This window comes from Verrucomicrobiota bacterium, from assembly GCA_021294815.2.
Lineage (GTDB): Bacteria > Verrucomicrobiota > Verrucomicrobiia > Opitutales > LL51 > LL51.
The window spans coordinates 201,580-217,160 of record CP095464.1 but is presented as its reverse complement, the minus strand read 5'-3'; the positions used below and the strand labels follow the sequence as shown (position 1 = coordinate 217,160).

The 15,581-nt window shown below is 48.5% G+C and carries 12 protein-coding genes; 7 read left to right on the top strand and 5 right to left on the bottom strand.

Annotation, left to right across the window (positions count from 1 at the left end):
- Positions 1-6: 6 nt before the first annotated feature.
- The 7 genes from lptE to ligA are packed head-to-tail and all read left to right on the top strand — an operon-like array spanning position 7 to position 7,817.
- Positions 7-510, top strand: coding sequence for an LPS assembly lipoprotein LptE (gene lptE, locus LW808_000895; GenBank protein ID UPA28612.1), 504 nt, complete (start codon positions 7-9; stop codon positions 508-510).
- Complete coding sequence (gene rpe / locus LW808_000890) at positions 511-1,143, top strand: ribulose-phosphate 3-epimerase (protein UPA28611.1); 633 nt, start codon at positions 511-513, stop codon at positions 1,141-1,143.
- The gene (locus tag LW808_000885; protein UPA28610.1) at positions 1,136-2,005 is read left to right on the top strand and encodes a 50S ribosomal protein L11 methyltransferase; all 870 of its coding nucleotides are present in this window, start codon (positions 1,136-1,138) and stop codon (positions 2,003-2,005) included. The genes rpe and LW808_000885 overlap by 8 nt, the downstream gene beginning before the upstream one ends.
- A gap of 38 nt (positions 2,006-2,043) precedes the next feature.
- Complete coding sequence (locus LW808_000880; protein UPA28609.1) at positions 2,044-3,051, top strand: transporter substrate-binding domain-containing protein; 1,008 nt, start codon at positions 2,044-2,046, stop codon at positions 3,049-3,051.
- A gap of 30 nt (positions 3,052-3,081) precedes the next feature.
- A complete protein-coding gene (locus tag LW808_000875) occupies positions 3,082-4,848 on the top strand; it encodes an ABC transporter ATP-binding protein/permease (GenBank protein UPA28608.1) in 1,767 nt (588 codons plus the stop codon).
- A complete protein-coding gene (rfaD, locus tag LW808_000870) occupies positions 4,835-5,836 on the top strand; it encodes an ADP-glyceromanno-heptose 6-epimerase (GenBank protein UPA28607.1) in 1,002 nt (333 codons plus the stop codon). The genes LW808_000875 and rfaD overlap by 14 nt, the downstream gene beginning before the upstream one ends.
- A 1-nt stretch (position 5,837) precedes the next feature.
- On the top strand, positions 5,838-7,817 hold the full coding sequence (ligA, locus tag LW808_000865) for an NAD-dependent DNA ligase LigA (GenBank protein ID UPA28606.1): 1,980 nt from the start codon (positions 5,838-5,840) through the stop codon (positions 7,815-7,817).
- Here the strand turns inward: ligA and LW808_000860 are convergent.
- From LW808_000860 to LW808_000840, 5 genes are all read right to left on the bottom strand, one after another.
- The gene (locus tag LW808_000860; GenBank protein ID UPA28605.1) at positions 7,805-9,676 is read right to left on the bottom strand and encodes a hypothetical protein; all 1,872 of its coding nucleotides are present in this window, start codon (positions 9,674-9,676) and stop codon (positions 7,805-7,807) included. The genes ligA and LW808_000860 overlap by 13 nt on opposite strands.
- A gap of 238 nt (positions 9,677-9,914) precedes the next feature.
- Positions 9,915-10,628, bottom strand: a complete 714-nt coding sequence (locus tag LW808_000855; protein UPA28604.1) for a hypothetical protein — start codon at positions 10,626-10,628, stop codon at positions 9,915-9,917.
- Positions 10,629-10,720: 92 nt separating this feature from the next.
- Positions 10,721-12,745: an ATP-dependent zinc metalloprotease FtsH gene (ftsH, locus tag LW808_000850; protein ID UPA28603.1), complete on the bottom strand. Its 2,025-nt coding sequence runs from the start codon at positions 12,743-12,745 to the stop codon at positions 10,721-10,723.
- Between the two features lie 35 nt (positions 12,746-12,780).
- Positions 12,781-14,049 carry a tRNA lysidine(34) synthetase TilS gene (gene tilS, locus LW808_000845; protein UPA28602.1) on the bottom strand — a complete coding sequence of 423 codons (1,269 nt, stop codon included), beginning with the start codon at positions 14,047-14,049 and terminating at the stop codon, positions 12,781-12,783.
- A gap of 86 nt (positions 14,050-14,135) precedes the next feature.
- Positions 14,136-15,578: a hypothetical protein gene (locus LW808_000840; protein UPA28601.1), complete on the bottom strand. Its 1,443-nt coding sequence runs from the start codon at positions 15,576-15,578 to the stop codon at positions 14,136-14,138.
- Between the last annotated feature and the right edge of the window lie 3 nt (positions 15,579-15,581).

Genomic DNA, 15,581 nt, shown 5'->3' with positions numbered 1-15,581 from the left:
TTTGGGATGAACGTGTCGTGGTTCTGTAAACAATGTGCCCTGTGGATTGCAGGGTTTGTGCTAGCGGGCTGTCAGCATTACACCCGACAGGATTCGTGTCCCATCGCGTCGATTTATATCGCTCCCGTCAAAAATAGCTCGACAGCACCGAGGCTCGCGGAATCGTTAACAACGGCGCTCTTTAGAGCATTCCAGGAAAAAACTTCGATAAAGGTGGTACCGTATTCGGAAAACGTACCGGATCTAGAGGTTGAAGTTACAGAATTTACCCAGGGTACATCGGTTGATGATCCTTTTGACGAGGATGAAGCGCTGGCGTGGTCACAAAAAATGGTGGCCCGCTGGACATTAACTGACGCGGAGGGAAATGTTTTATCCGACCAGTCGACGTTTTCTGAGGTCGATCTGGGAAAACAGGACAGTTTTCAAACCGCACGCGACCAGAATATGGCATATCTATCTTGGCGCATCGCGTCAACGATCGCGGGAATTGTGTCACACGCTTGGTAAATGGTTATCGTCGCACCGTCGATTTTTGCGGGAGATCTTTCCGATTTACGTTTTAGTTTCGAAGTTATCCATCGCAGTGGCGCTTCGTGGGTACACATCGACGTCATGGATGGACATTTTGTACCGAATTTAGCGCTAGGCCCGGAAACAGTTCGACGTCTGTTGCCATATAAAAAAAATCTGAAGTTCGAGGTACATTTAATGCTAGAGCATCCTCAAAATTTTATCGAATCTTTTGCTCAGGTTGGCGCTGATCGGATTTCGGTTCATATCGAAGCGTCCGATGATCCGCAAAAATCATTAACAAAAATTCGACAGTTTGGATTGCTCGCGGGACTGGCAGTAAATCCGGAAACTCCCGTCGAGACCGCAATACTTTACTATCCGGATTACTATGTTGTGATGGGCGTCCATCCGGGCTTCGCGGGACAGACGTTTATTCCAGGGGTTGCCGAAAAAATTCAAAAAATCCACGAAAGTGATCCGACAATTCCAATCGAGGTCGATGGAGGGATGGATCTCAGGACTGCTCCAATGTGTATCCAGCAGGGAGCCAGTATCATCGTCGCAGGAAGTGCGTTTTTTCATGCACCCGACCCGCGAGCCTTTGTACAGCAATTAGAAGATGAATAAGGTCTTTTTAGCGTTATCTACCCAAGAATGTACGGAGTTGTCGCAGCTCTTGGAGGTGCATGAGCAGCCTAATTGGACCATCGAAAAGACTGATGCTGCCTGCCAACTGTGTGGTTATTTCGACGAGAATTACGAGCCCGCGTGGGTGGAATTACAGGTTCTCTATCCTGCACTAAAAGAAAAATCTTTAGTGGTCGAGCCCGTCGAGGCTTGTGATTGGAAAGACGCATATAAGCGGTATCTTCATCCAGTTCGTATTGGGCCCATTCACATAGTCCCTGTTTGGGAGCGTGACACTTATGAAATCCCCTCGGGCGATTTTGGCATTTTTCTGGACGCAGAAATGGCGTTTGGGACGGGGATGCACGAGACGACGCGCCTTTGCCTATCGCGTGCGGTGGATTACAAGGGATTATTTTCGAAAGATCTTTTTTTAAAGCAGGCGATTGATGTCGGTTGTGGCTCAGGAATTCTTTCGATTGCGGCCGCAAAACTTGGGTTTGCAGGCGTGTATGGCTTCGATATCGATCCAGATGCGATCCAGGTCAGTCGCAGCAATGCGGTGCTTAACGAGACGCCAGGAATCGAATTCCGGACCGCGGACCTCAAGGCGGGCATTTTAGGCCGTCAGGGCGACCTCATCATGGCGAATGTCCTTGCGTCCGTACTGATCGAACACGCATCGATTTTAGTCAACACTGTCAATCGCTATGGCTGCCTTTCGCTAAGCGGGATTTTAAAAGAAGAGGCTTCGGCGGTTGAGGCGGTATTTACACCGCTCGTCAAGCAGTACTGGGATTCTTATTTTTTGAATACGAGGGTGCTTGGACAATGGGCGGAGCTCGCGTACTTCCAGACCTAAAACATTGACATCACGCAGTAAGATTACAGAAAGAGCCTATGCGTGGATGGATGGTGGGGCTGCTAGGAATTTTTTTAGGGATACCGCTTTGTTGTGGGCAATCAGGGCCGTCTTCGGAGCTCGGAACAGCGCAAGAAGAACCCACCAGTCTGACGATCGAAGCGAAACACGTCAATGCCGCGCGAGCGATTGCCGATGCGCTTTTTTCTTATCACGAGCGCCACGATTTAAGCCACCAAAAAGCCAACACCGAGGGATTCAAAATTACGTTAGATTCCCAAAAAATCGATGCGGCTGCGAAGCTTGCGGAGCGCCTACTTCCTCAACGGGTATCGCAACAACAAGCAGCTCCAAATACCGAGGCGAAAAAGGTTCTCCGTGTCGGCGTACTCGATCACAACTTGCCGTTCTGTGAACAACGTGGTCATGAATTTGCCGGGTTCGAGATCGATGTTTTTTTACTTTTAGCGCAAGAGGGGGCGTTTCAACACGATTTTGTGGCGATTTCAGCAGCCGAGGTAGCCCAGAAGTTACAGGATCACTCCATCGATGTTGTTTTGGGTTCGAATTGGTGCGATGAAGATGCTAAAGATTACACGAGCGGCATTGTATCAACAGATCTTGGTGCGGTTTTTCTTAAGATCCAAAGTCAAGATACAACAGCAAAACCGTCAAAAAAGCTGAATTTTACGGGGAAATGCATCGGGGTATTACGCGATTCTTCTGCCGAGCGATTTATCCGTTCGGCCCAGATTCAGGATGCCAAAATTGTGGTCTGTGATGATCTCAAGACGCTTCGACAATACATTTTACAGGAATTGGAGGGCAAAAACCTCGATTATGCACTCGTCGACCATTTTACGGCGCAGGATTGGCTCGCGCAGGATCCCCGTCTTCGGTATCTGTCGCTCGGGATCCGTAAGGAACTCGCGTTTCGAATTTTGCCCAATAACCCTTGGCGAGAAACGCTCAACGAAGCGATAAAGCGGGTGATTTTGACGCCAAAATTTCGTGAATTACGCGACCAATGGTCTTTTAACCTTTGACGTACGGGGAAATCTCGCATGCTCGCAATCATGAGAGCGTGCTCTGCCAGCCCACGGCGGCTATTGAGCTACCTGCGGTATCTGCGCGACGCAAAGGGGCAGGTGTGGATTGCCATCCTCGCTGGTATTTTGTACGGGATTTCGAGTGGGTTTGGGATCCCGATCATTTTAGAATTTTCCTCCAAAAATCTCTTTGGAGATACGAGAATTCCAACGTCGATGCTCGTCGTGCTGACGCTCTTACCGGTCTTTGTGATGTTAGTCCGGGGCATTTCGGGGTTTTTGAGTTCTTACTACTTTGCGGCCTGTGGGCAGCGAATTGTCGAAGGCCTCCGCCTGGAAATTTTCCAAAAAATCCAGCGCCTCCACCTCGGTTTTTTTAATGATTATCCGCCGGCAGAAGTTATTTCGCGTTCTATCGATGCAAGTACTATGATCCAGACGGGGATTGTGAATATCGCAGAAGATATCGTAACGCAACCGATGGTTCTTTTAGGCGCGACGGGGTATTTGGCGTATTTGTGTATTCAGCAGCGGGATCTAATTGCGTTGTTATTGTTTCTGTCGGCATTACCGGCGTTTATTTTCCCGATCCGGCGCATTGGAGTACGGTTACGGCGAAAGTCCGAGCAAATGCAGGGCCGTGTTGCCAATGTGATTGATAAATTAAACCACAATTTGGCAGCGTTAAAGGAAGTGCGTGCTTTTTGCCTCGAACAAGCGGAGACTGAACGCTATCGTCTGGCGTGTCGCAATTTTGCAAATGCGTACCTGAAGGTTGTTAAATACCAGTTGTTTGTGACGCCAATGGTTGAAATTCTCTCGGCTGCGGGTGTGGGATTTACGATGTTTTACGCCTATCGGAAAGGGCTTTCGTTGGAGGTTTTTATGTCCTTAGCGACGGCGCTCTACTTCGGTTATGATGCTTTGAAACGATTGGGAGTGATCAGCAGCGAGATCCAGACAAGTATGGGGGCCGTCGATCGAATTGAGTCGATTTTAGGCGAACCAGAGCAGATTTGCGATCCCCAAAATCCTATTAAGTTGCAGCAATGCCGTGGCGAAATTAAGTTTTCAGACGTTACATTTTCTTACGGGAAGAAAAAGCCCGCATTAAAAAATATTGATATCACACTGAATCCCGGGGAAAAATACGCACTGGTCGGTAGCAGTGGCGCGGGGAAGTCGACTTTTGTCAACATGATCCTGCGCTTTTATGATCCACAACAGGGCACGGTATTTCTTGACGATATTGATCTTCGCTCATTGCGACAAAGGGACCTTCGTGAGCAGATTGGTTATGTCCCGCAAGACCCGGCACTTATCAATGATACGGTATTTAATAATATCATTTGGGGAAATCCTAAAGCATCTTATGAGACGGTTGTGCAGGCGGCCAAGGCGGCCTACGCTCACGACTTTATCGCTCAATTACCGCAGGGTTATGACACGATCGTCGGGGAAAGTGGGAGCTGTCTCAGTGGTGGTCAACGGCAACGGATTGCATTGGCGCGTGTTTTTTTGAAAAACAGTAAGATTTTGATCTTTGATGAGGCGACGTCGGCGTTGGATTCGGAGAGCCAGCATGCGATTTACCAGGCTGTAGAGGCCATTGCAGCGGATCGTACCGTCATTATGATCTCGCACCGTTTTAGTATGATGTCCATGATTGATGAAGCGCTTGTTTTTGATCACGGCGAGATCGTTGAACGGGGAACCCACAGCGAACTCCTCGCGCACACAACCCTTTACAAAAAATTATACGAGAAACAGCAGGTGAAAAATGAGCATTCATGAGGGAACAATTTTAGTCACTGGTGGTGCCGGGTTGATTGGGAGCGCACTGGTCTGGGCATTGAATAATCTCGGGATCGAGTCGATTGTTGTATGCGATCGGTTGGGGCGCGATGACCGTTACAAACATCTTATTCCACTGCGTTTTAGCGACTTTGTCGATGCGGATGACCTTTGGTCATATCTCGAAACACCCGAAGCCGAGGAAATTCGGACAATTTTTCATCTCGGGGCGTGTGCCGACACCACGGAGACCGATGCACGCTACCTGATGCAGAACAATTTTGATTTTACTAAAAAACTTGCACAGATTGCTGTTTCACGCCGGATCCGTTTCGTCTATGCATCCTCTGCCGCGACTTATGGTGACGGTCAAGACGGAATGGATGACAATGAGCTTTGCATCGACCAGTTGCGCCCACTCAACGCGTACGGTTACTCCAAGCAGCTTTTTGATATCTATGCCTGGCGTCGTGCGTTGCCGATTTATGGCATGAAGTATTTTAATGTTTTTGGCCCCAATGAAGATCATAAGGGTCCGATGGAAAGTATGGTTCGTCGTGGATTCCATCAGATCCAAGCGACTGGTAGTGTAAAGTTGTTTAAGAGTTATCATCCGGATTATCTCGACGGCCGACAACAACGCGATTTTTTGTATGTGAAAGATGCGGTCGCGATGACGATTTTTCTCGGCGATGTTCCAGAATTTGTCGACGGCGAGCCCACCGCCGGTATTTATAACCTCGGTTCCGGTGTTGCACACACGTGGGTTGATTTGGTGTCGCCAATTTTTAGCGCTTTGAACTTACCGCCTAAAATCGAATATATTGATATGCCGGAGTCACTCCGCGCGAAGTACCAGTACTACACCTGCGGTAATATTCAAAAACTACGTAATATTGGTTATACGACACCAACGACACCGCTCGCAGAAGCAGTCCAAGACTATGTTTTGAACTATCTGGTGCCAGGAAAGTTACTTGGGGCGTGAGATGACGCCTAAAGAAAAGCGCAAGCTCCAGAAGCAGTGGGAGCAACTCCGGACGGCGATTGAGCGCCACGACCGCCTCTACTACAAGGAATCAAAGCCGGAGATTTCGGATTTCGAGTACGACTGCCTGAAAAATGAGTTACGGCACATCGAACAGCGGTTAATTCCGGAACTAGAGCAGATCGGCGTCGGCGATGACCGCAGCGGGATACGTCTGACGCGAAAACATACGGTACCTCTGTTAAGTCTCGAAAATACCTATAATCTCGACGAAGTTCGAGAATTTGATGCGCGAATTTGTAAAAATCTCGGCGTCGAAAAAGTTACGTATGTGGCGGAACCCAAAATCGATGGCCTTGCAGTCAATTTAGTGTACGAGCATGGGACTTTGGCATATGCTTTGACACGCGGTAATGGCATTGAGGGCGATGACGTGACGGACAATGTCAAAACAATCGAGGAGCTGCCGTTGACATTACACGATGTCCCGGAATTACTAGAAGTCCGTGGAGAGGTCTATATTGAAGAATCGGTTTTTCAGCAGATTAACCAGGCGCGGCGAGAAGCGGGGCAGGAGATGTTTGCTAATGCGCGTAATTTGGCATCAGGGACGTTAAAATTGATGGACAGCGAGGTCGTTCGGTCGCGCCCGCTTCGTTTGTTAACCTACGGCATCGGTGCGGGAAATTTTTTTACACGCCAGCACGAGATGTATGCTTTTTTTAAACAACAAGGCTTCGCATCGCAGGATGCCTATCACCTTTTATCGGATTTAAATGCGCTTGAAAGCGTCATAGAGCAGCTTCACCATGAATGTCAGCAGTTCCCGTACCACACCGATGGCGTCGTCTTCAAGGTGGACGAGGTTGCACAACAGGCGGTGTTAGGGCATACGGCGAAGGCGCCCCGCTGGGCGTTTGCATACAAGTTTGAGCCTGAGTGCGCGGAGACCGTTCTAAAAAAAATTACGCTACAAATTGGAAGGACGGGAGTGATTGCACCTGTTGCCGAGCTTGTTCCTGTCCAACTCGCGGGATCGACCATCGCGAGGGCGACGCTGCATAATGCCGATGAGATTGCCGCCAAAGATATCCGTGAAGGCGATGTCGTGCGTATCGAAAAATCGGGGGAGATCATTCCTGCAATTGTCGCGGTCGTCAAAGAGCGTCGTCCAGAGGGAGTGTTACCTTTTCATTTCCCACAACATTGTCCTTGTTGCGGTACCGAGTTAGTGCGCGACGAGGGTGAGGTGATGTGGCGCTGTCCCAATAAAAATCACTGCCGGGAACAGATTATTCAACGCATTGTTTACTTCACATCTAAGCCGGTACTCGATATCGAGGGCTTTGGCGAATCCATCGTACGGCAACTTGTCGAACAAGGAAAAATACGCGAGGGCAGCGACCTTTATCGGCTACAAAAACAGGATTTGTTGCATTTAGCGAATTTTGGAGAAAAGTCAGCGAATCGGCTTTTATTGAGTATCGAAAAGAGTTATCACACGACGTTGGATCGCTGGATTAATGCGCTCGAAATTCCGCTTGTCGGAGCTAAGACGGCCCACGATTTGGCGCAACATTTCGCTTCTCAAGACGCTTTTTTGGCGGCTTCGGAGGAAGATCTCAGTGCTGTCGATGGGGTCGGAACAAAAATCGCACAGAGTATTGTGACCTTTTTCAAAGAATCGTCGGAATTTATCCACGCGATGTGTGCGATTCCATTCCGGTTTCAGCAGCAGGAAGTACAAAATCACCCAGCATTTTCCCAAAAAGTGTTTTTATTAACCGGTAAATTGTTTCGCTTTTCGCGGAATGAAGCGCAGGCTGCGATCATACAGAGAGGTGGCACAGTTACGCAAACGGCGTCGAAGAGAGTAGATGTCGTGATTGCCGGTGAAGATGCCGGTCAAAAATTATTGTGGGCGCAAGAACAAGGAATTCCGGTTTGGTCTGAGGATGAGTTTTTAGGTCAATTATCGTGATCGTTAGAAGTTTCAGAAGTCAGTTGAGTCTGTTGCCGTATCGGTGCGCCACTTGGTGTGAGAATATTGGCTGTCACAAAAATCAAGAGATTCTTCTTTTGACTAGTCTCGCCTTTAGAGCGAAATAGTTTCCCAAGTAGCGGAATATCGCCCAGGATGGGTACTTTATCGTGGACCTCTTTGACCTCTTCGCGCGTAAGCCCGCCCATTACGACTGTTGCGCCGTCGAAAATCGTGACCTCAGTTTGGATCTGACGGGTCGAAAAAATCGGCTGGAAGAATCCCGGTGGAACATCGACTGATGTGTTCCCTTGGATCGCCACACTGCGACCACCGTACTCGATAAACCCTTCGAGTTCCGTGACGCGCGGTTCCAATCGCATGCTAATACAACCGTTCTCTTCGATAATGGGTGTTACGGTCATTTCGACGCCGATGTTACGCGTTTCGAAGTCACTAGGCGTTCCCGCTGTAATAGTTACTCCGGCGGAGTCGTGGTCTCCTGTCCCGACTTCCGAAGAGATCGCACCGTAGGTTTTGGGATAAATAAATTCTTTCGCGACGGTAATTTTTGCCGTTCGTCCGGAAAGCACGGTGACCTTAGGGGCGCTCATCAAATCGGTTCCCGAATGTTGTTCGAGTGCCCGTAGCGTGAGGGCGAGGTCGAGTTTCCCACTGATAACACCGGTAATTTTGGCAAAATCCGAGGCCATAACCCCAAGATTCGCACCGCCGGGAAGCGACGGAATGGGGTTGGCAAATGTCAATTCTTGTGCATTTCCGCCCGCATTGGAGGTGTTGCCAATGACAATTTTCCCTTCGCTACTCGATGCGCTTTTAACGTTAAAAGCCTCGTTGAGTGTCCGTAAGTTGTTATTTTGATTGTTAGAGGAGGTCGATAAGGAAATGGATTGGAGGTGTTTATTGAGGGGCGTGTTATTGGAAAAATTCCAGCCAAATTGGAGCTCATCCAGAACGCCCTGCTGAACCTCGATAAATTTCGCTTCGATCTCAACCTGTTTCGTCTCCGCATACTTGGCCAAAATATCGCGAACATGTTTGATGTTGCGCGGTGTCTGTGTTATAATGAGTTGCGCACCGTCGAAGGCAAGGTTGGTGCCCGCACTAAAGTGAACACCGGCCTTCTGAAAAAACGCCTTAATAAGTTGCTCTTCTTGGGCAACAGAAGGTTGGTTGATAGGGTCTCCTGTCGCGAGGCCTGTCATACGGACGACAGCAGCGCGTGAGATTTTAAAAAAATGCGTTTGGAGGTGTTCGGTAACCGCGTTTTCAGTTTTTCGAAAAACGATCACATCATCTTCGACGTCGTACTGGTACGCGCTCGCCTTAGCGATAAAATTTAAAATCTTATCCAGCGACATATTTTTCAAACTCAAGGTGAGCGTTGGTTCCGGTATGCCTGGTGCGAGGACGACGAGCATATTTATCCCACGTTTTTGGGGATCGTATTGCTCAGATAAACCAATGAGCGCATTGATGGTCTGCGTGAGGGGCGTGTTGTGAAAGGCGATGGTCGGAATGACAATTTCGTTGAGCCGTTGAAGTAGGCTGCTTTCTTCGAGGATGGGTTTCTCTTCAGAAAGCGTTGGCAGGGGCGGGGTATTTGGCGAGCGCTGCCATGAATGTTCCACATCATCGAGGAGTTGGACCCGGATTTGACGACGCGAAGTGGGGGATTGTTCTGTGTGTTTCTGGATATATTCGGCGATAACGTGGGCTTTTTCGTTGACCGGATCGGTTTTCAAGACTTCTTCGATTGTCTGCTTTGCCCCATCGAATTTTTTCGCAATCAGTAGACTTCGGGCTTTTAGCAGCTGTGCATCGACATCGTCGGGCACCGACAGCTCTACATTTTCCGTGTTCGCTTTTCTTATTGTAGGCGTACCTGAGTGGCCATATTTTTCGCGGTTTCTATGTGCGCAACACGGACCGATATGCCCGAGAATACAACACAAGATCAAGCATCTTCCAAACCTACGCCTTCCCATCCCCAGTAGGGGCACTTTCTAGTAAAAATTCCCCGTTCGTCAAATGTGAACAAGTCGGCAGAAGAAAGAGCGTCTGGATGAATTAACATTAACCTAAATGCGCGTTATCAGATTCTATTAAAACCATCTGAACAACCGATTCTCCGTAGAGGTCACTGGTATTTTGTTCATGGACTTTGGTAGATAGGGATTTATAAAATCCCGATGCACCGGCTAAGAGAAGGCTGGCGGCAAGCGATGCAACGATAAAACCCGCAATTTTTTCAAATCCGCCCAAAAGCGCCGGCGTGAGGTATTTTGAAAATTTGCAGGCAAAATAAAACGTAAGGTAAACCAAGACCAATGTTGTCGCTAGTGCTAAGTAAAATGTCAACCGACAACTCAAACCTTCGGGAAGATTCGCGATTTTAACGATCGTCGCAGCGATGGTACCGGGCCCGACTAACAGCGGTGTTGCCAGGGGTGTGACGATACATGCTTCTAACTTGCCCGCCGGCGCCGCTTCTTCCGTCTCTGTATCAGCCGGTTTAGAAAGCAACATCGAGAGACCGCTTGTTAACAACAACAATCCGCCCGCGACCTGAAATGCCTCCGTTGAAATGTGAAAAATCGAATCGAGAATCAGGTTCCCGAAGAAAGCGAATGTAAACAGTAGCAAACCCGCGATGCAACACACTTTTCGAGCAGCAGCCAAACGCTCGCCAACCGTATTGCTCTTGGACATGCCGAGGAGAATTACTGCGGCAATCGGTGGATAGAGCATGATGTACATGTACACAATGACTTGAACGAACAGGCTCACGGCCCCGATGTCTGTTTGCGACGGCTCCACGGTGCCCTTTTATGAAAAACATCCACGAATTGTCTACATATTTTTACTGGAATCCTTCAGCTCTAGCCGTTATTCTCGTCCATATTTTTCGATGAATTTTTGTTGTCGGATTTCGATTCAGGAGCAGGTGATTCCGGTTTATTTTCAGGATCTGCAGCGGTTGTTATCTTCTTTTTCGGGGGATTCCGGTATCGCGCAGAGGAAAGTTTGGAACGGAATTTGCCGTATTTTACCAGCTCATAAACATGGCGACCTTCGATGGTCTCGTACTTCAATAATGCGTCGGCGAGTTGTTGGATGAGTGGATAATGTTCCGTCAAAATTGCTTTAGCGCGCGCGTACTGTTCTTGGAGAATGCGGTTCATCTCGTGGTCGATCTTTTGCGCTGTGAGCTCGCTATAATTTCGATTCCGGGCAATTTCTTTGCCAAGAAATACATGGTCTTGGTTTTCACCATATGCAATCGCGCCGAGGTCACTCATTCCAAGATCGCAAACCATACGGCGGGCCGTCTGAGTCGCCGTCTTGATATCGGCAACCGCACCAGTTGTAAGCTCATTGAACTCGATTTCTTCGGCAACGCGGCCGCCCATACAGCAACAAATCTCGTTGAGAAGTTCGGTTTTCGTGTGGTTGAGAATATCTTTTTTCGGAAGCATCATGGTACTGCCGAGACTTTGACCTCGCGGGAGAATTGTCACCTTGTGGACTGGCATATTGCCCTCGTCGATGAGTGCCTGAACGATCGCATGGCCGGACTCGTGGACCGCTGTTACCTTTTTCTCCTTCGCGTCCATGAGCTTACGGCGTTCACGGCCGAAGGCGACTTTATCAAAAGCTTCGTCAATTTCGCGCCGATCGACAGCCTTATGGTTAAAGCGGGCTGCAAGTAGGGCGGCTTCGTTGAGGAGATTTTCGAGATCCGCGCCAGCGAATCCCGCAGTATGTCGAGCGATTTCCTTTAAACTGACATTGGGTTTGAGTTTAAAACGTTCTGCGTGCACTTTGAGAATTTCAAGTCGGCCGTTGAGATCCGGCATATCAATGGTGACGCGGCGATCAAAGCGACCCGGGCGGAGGAGGGCACTATCTAAAACATCGGGACGATTTGTTGCCGCGATAACAATCACGCCGCTATTTTCGCTAAACCCGTCCATTTCGACCAATAGCGAGTTTAAGGTTTGTTCGCGCTCGTCGTTACCACCGCCGATCCCAGCGCCACGACTACGTCCAACGGCATCGATTTCGTCGATAAAAATCAAGCATGGAGCATTTGCTCGAGCTTGATCAAAAGTATCGCGGACACGTGCTGCTCCCAGGCCAACAAACATTTCGACAAAATCCGAGCCGCTTGTGTTAAAAAAGGGGACATTGGCCTCACCCGCAATCGCCTTTACGAGGAGCGTTTTTCCGGTTCCTGGGGGCCCTACCAGTAGACAGCCTTTCGGAACTTTAGCGCCAATATCGCGAAACTTTTGGGGATTTTTTAAAAATTCGACAATCTCGGAAACTTCCTCCTTCGCCTCCTCATAACCCGCAAAGTCCTTAAATGTCTTTTTCAGTTCCTCCTTTTTGACCATTTTGGCCTTACTTTTCCAAAACATCATGGTCGTACGGTTCGCGTTCTTGATTTGCCGAAAGATAAAGAAATAAGCGAAGAAAATAAGGAGCAATAGTGGTAAAACGCTGACAAAAACGGAGGTCCAAAAGTTATGATTAGCGACTTCTTTCCATACCGGTGACGATTGGATGAGATCCTCAAAGCGCTGGCTTGTCAACTTGCCTTCTGCGATAAAGTTAACGTGGTCGCGAGGGGTTCCATCGAGAGTGATAACGGGTTGCGTCAAACGCGCCTTGCCGTAAATCACATGCCACTTTTCGCCTTTTGATGGGTCTGACTTGATGTATCCTTCCGTTATGCGACCATCACGCGATGCTTCGATAACCTGAGCAACGGTCCACTCTTGGTGCCGCGAGATCGCAAACTGGTAATTGTCCCACAACAGGCACATCGCGAGAATAACGATGCCCCAAATGAGGAGTGATCGCAGGGGGCTGTTGTTTTTTTTCGGACTAGGCGTAGCCATGCTTAAACGCTGCCTAAGCGCATCGAAATTTTATTTTATGTCGACGAAAAAGTGAATTTTTGGGCGAATTCACCACGGACCTGAGCAAAGTCGGCAGGCGGAAACCCCGGAACCCAAAGGATCCGTCCTTTGGAATCACAGAGCACCGGTAATTGATGGCGTTCTTCTCGCGGAATTTTTTGATCGGAAAACAATTTTTTAAGCGATTTTTCGTGACTTTTGAAGGGACGATAACGGTCACCGGGAAGCCAAGTCCGAACGGTAATATGGGAACAGTATTGGGGATCTAAAAAAACACATGTCCGATTGAGCTGCGATTCTGTAAAAATTTGTTCGCGAGTGCTATTACTGCGTATCAAGCGATATCCCGTTGGAAGATAAAGCGTTCCGGTCGTCCAATTCGTGAATTTGTAAGGTACCGAAAGTCGAAAAATTTTTTTCGTTATGATGCGATTTTGGATGACGAGCTCGAAATGAGGGTTAAGCGTGATGCGAAAGGGGATTTTGGAGTCGAGATGGGTAAGAATTTTTTCGAAACAAGTGCGTGAGATCGGCTGCCGAAGCCAAAGATGAATTGCGCGGCGAGCTAATGCCGGATAAGGGACTTCCCGAAGGTCGAGTTGAGTACCGTTCTGAACACAACTTTGGGCGAGTGCGTCGAGACAGGCGCTATCTTCCTCGAGGTACCGGTGTGCTAAAACAAATCCCGATTCCCAGTGCGTGCGTTGTGCCGCTGAATCGAAATTCGTCAAAAGCTGTCGAATTCTGTTGCGTAGGTAGTTGAGGCTGTGATTACTCGGATCTTCGCGCCATGGGATTTTATTTTTGGTCAAAAAATCTAAAATTTCTTGTTTTCGAATTCCCAACAGAGGGTGTACACGAAAATGATCGCCGAATTTTTGACAATTTTTAGGCGCAGCAATTTCAGAACTACCGCGGATGAGGCGCATCAACATTGTTTCCACGAGGTCATTAGCATGGTGCGCGGTTAGAAGGTAATGACTGCCGATTTTTTTAAGTGTTTTTGCGAAAAAAGCGTAGCGGTCACGACGTAAAGTATCTTCCGTTTGAATCCCAGATGTGCGTTTCTCTGCAAAAAACGAAATTTGTAACGCTTCGGCGAGTTGTTGGACAAAATCGGCATCGGCGTCAGTTTCTCTATCCCGAGTATTGTGGTTGTAATGCAGAATTGCCAGCTGTTTCGGCGGCAAGGTTCCTGCGAAAATTAATACTAGCAGTACCGAATCGGCACCTCCGGAGCACGCGAGACAAAGACGCTCTTGCTGCCACGAATTACCGGGCATTCGAATGCGTGGTAAGAAACATTGGGTGGCGCGCCGAGCTACGGATCGCCAATCAAAAAAGTTATCAAATTCCGGTTCCAAAGCGCCTAATATTTTTTCCAGAACTGGGGCGCGAGAAGAACAATCAGCGCGTAAAATTCGATACGCCCTAAAATCATCATGAGCGCGGCCACAATTTTAGTAAGGTCGCTAAAAAGCCTAAAGTCCGGCGGCGAAGACGTCGCGATAACGCCGGAGTTCGAAACCAATGCGACGGCTGTCGCGATACCGTTGGCGAAATCCAATTTAGGTTCCAGTACTAGCAATACAAGGGCAGAAAGAATCGTGAAAAAAAAGGCAAAGATGCAGAAGCGTAACGTGCTACTGAGGTCATTATTGTCAATGCGCCGATGGTTAAAGTAAATGTTTTGGACGCGTTGGGGACGAAAACTGCACAAAAGCGTATGCGTGAGTGCTTTGAAAAAGATACCAATGCGCGCAACCTTGAGGCCGCCAGCAGTCGAACCAACACACCCCCCAAACGACATTAATAAAATGAGCAACATCTGGTTCACGGGGGTCCAAATGATCGCAGTATCACTAAGCGTCGCCCCGCAGGTTGAAAGTGTTGAAATTGCATGGAAATAACCCTCTTGCAATGATAAGGGCGATCCATTTACGCGTTGGGCAACATAGACAAAAAGGCCAGAGAGCAGCACCAGAAGGCAATAAATTTTAATCTCGCTGTTTTCACGAATCTTATCGTATCGGTGCCGAGCTAGTGCAATGAAGCAAAAAAAGTTGAGTCCACCTAAGATCATAAAAAAGGCGGCGATCCACGGCAAAAAGGGTGATTGAAATGCTTGGAACCCTTCGGTATGTGTTGAAAATCCACCCGTTGCGACTGTCGAAAGTGCATAGCAGAGCGCATCGTAGAATGACATGCCGAAAATGAGAAAAAGCGCAAAGCAGGCGAGCGTGAGCGTGAGATAAACATACAAAAGAGGTCGAACGTTGCTCTGCATTTTTCCCGCGTCGAAATCTGCTACGTCGTAAGAGGATTCCTGCGCGAAGATCTGTTTAGCCGTAGTCCCGACGGAAGGTGTAAAAACGATAAAGAAGACCGCAAATCCGAGGCCTCCAATAGCCGTTGAGAGTGCCCGCCACAGCAAGATGCCTCGACCGATTGTTTCTGGATGCGAAAAAACCGTCATCCCAGTCGTCGTAATTCCCGAAGTCGCTTCCCAAAACGCGTCGCAAAAAGAAAGCTTGGCGACAAAAAGATAGGGGAGCATACCCAAAGCGCAGGCAAATAACCACGAGAGACCGACGATGGCAATCGATTCACGACGGAAGAGCTCCGGCTTGCGATGAATAGAAAAAATGAAAAAAATAACAAAAACAATTGCCGTGATTTCGATCGCAGGAAGCCAATCTTTTCCATTGATATTTCCAAAAAAATAGACGTCGCAGCCAGCGCAAATGGCGAACGAAACCGATAAGACGAGTGCAATATAGGCGAGTGTTCGGACGATTGCAGGGTAGTTCATGGC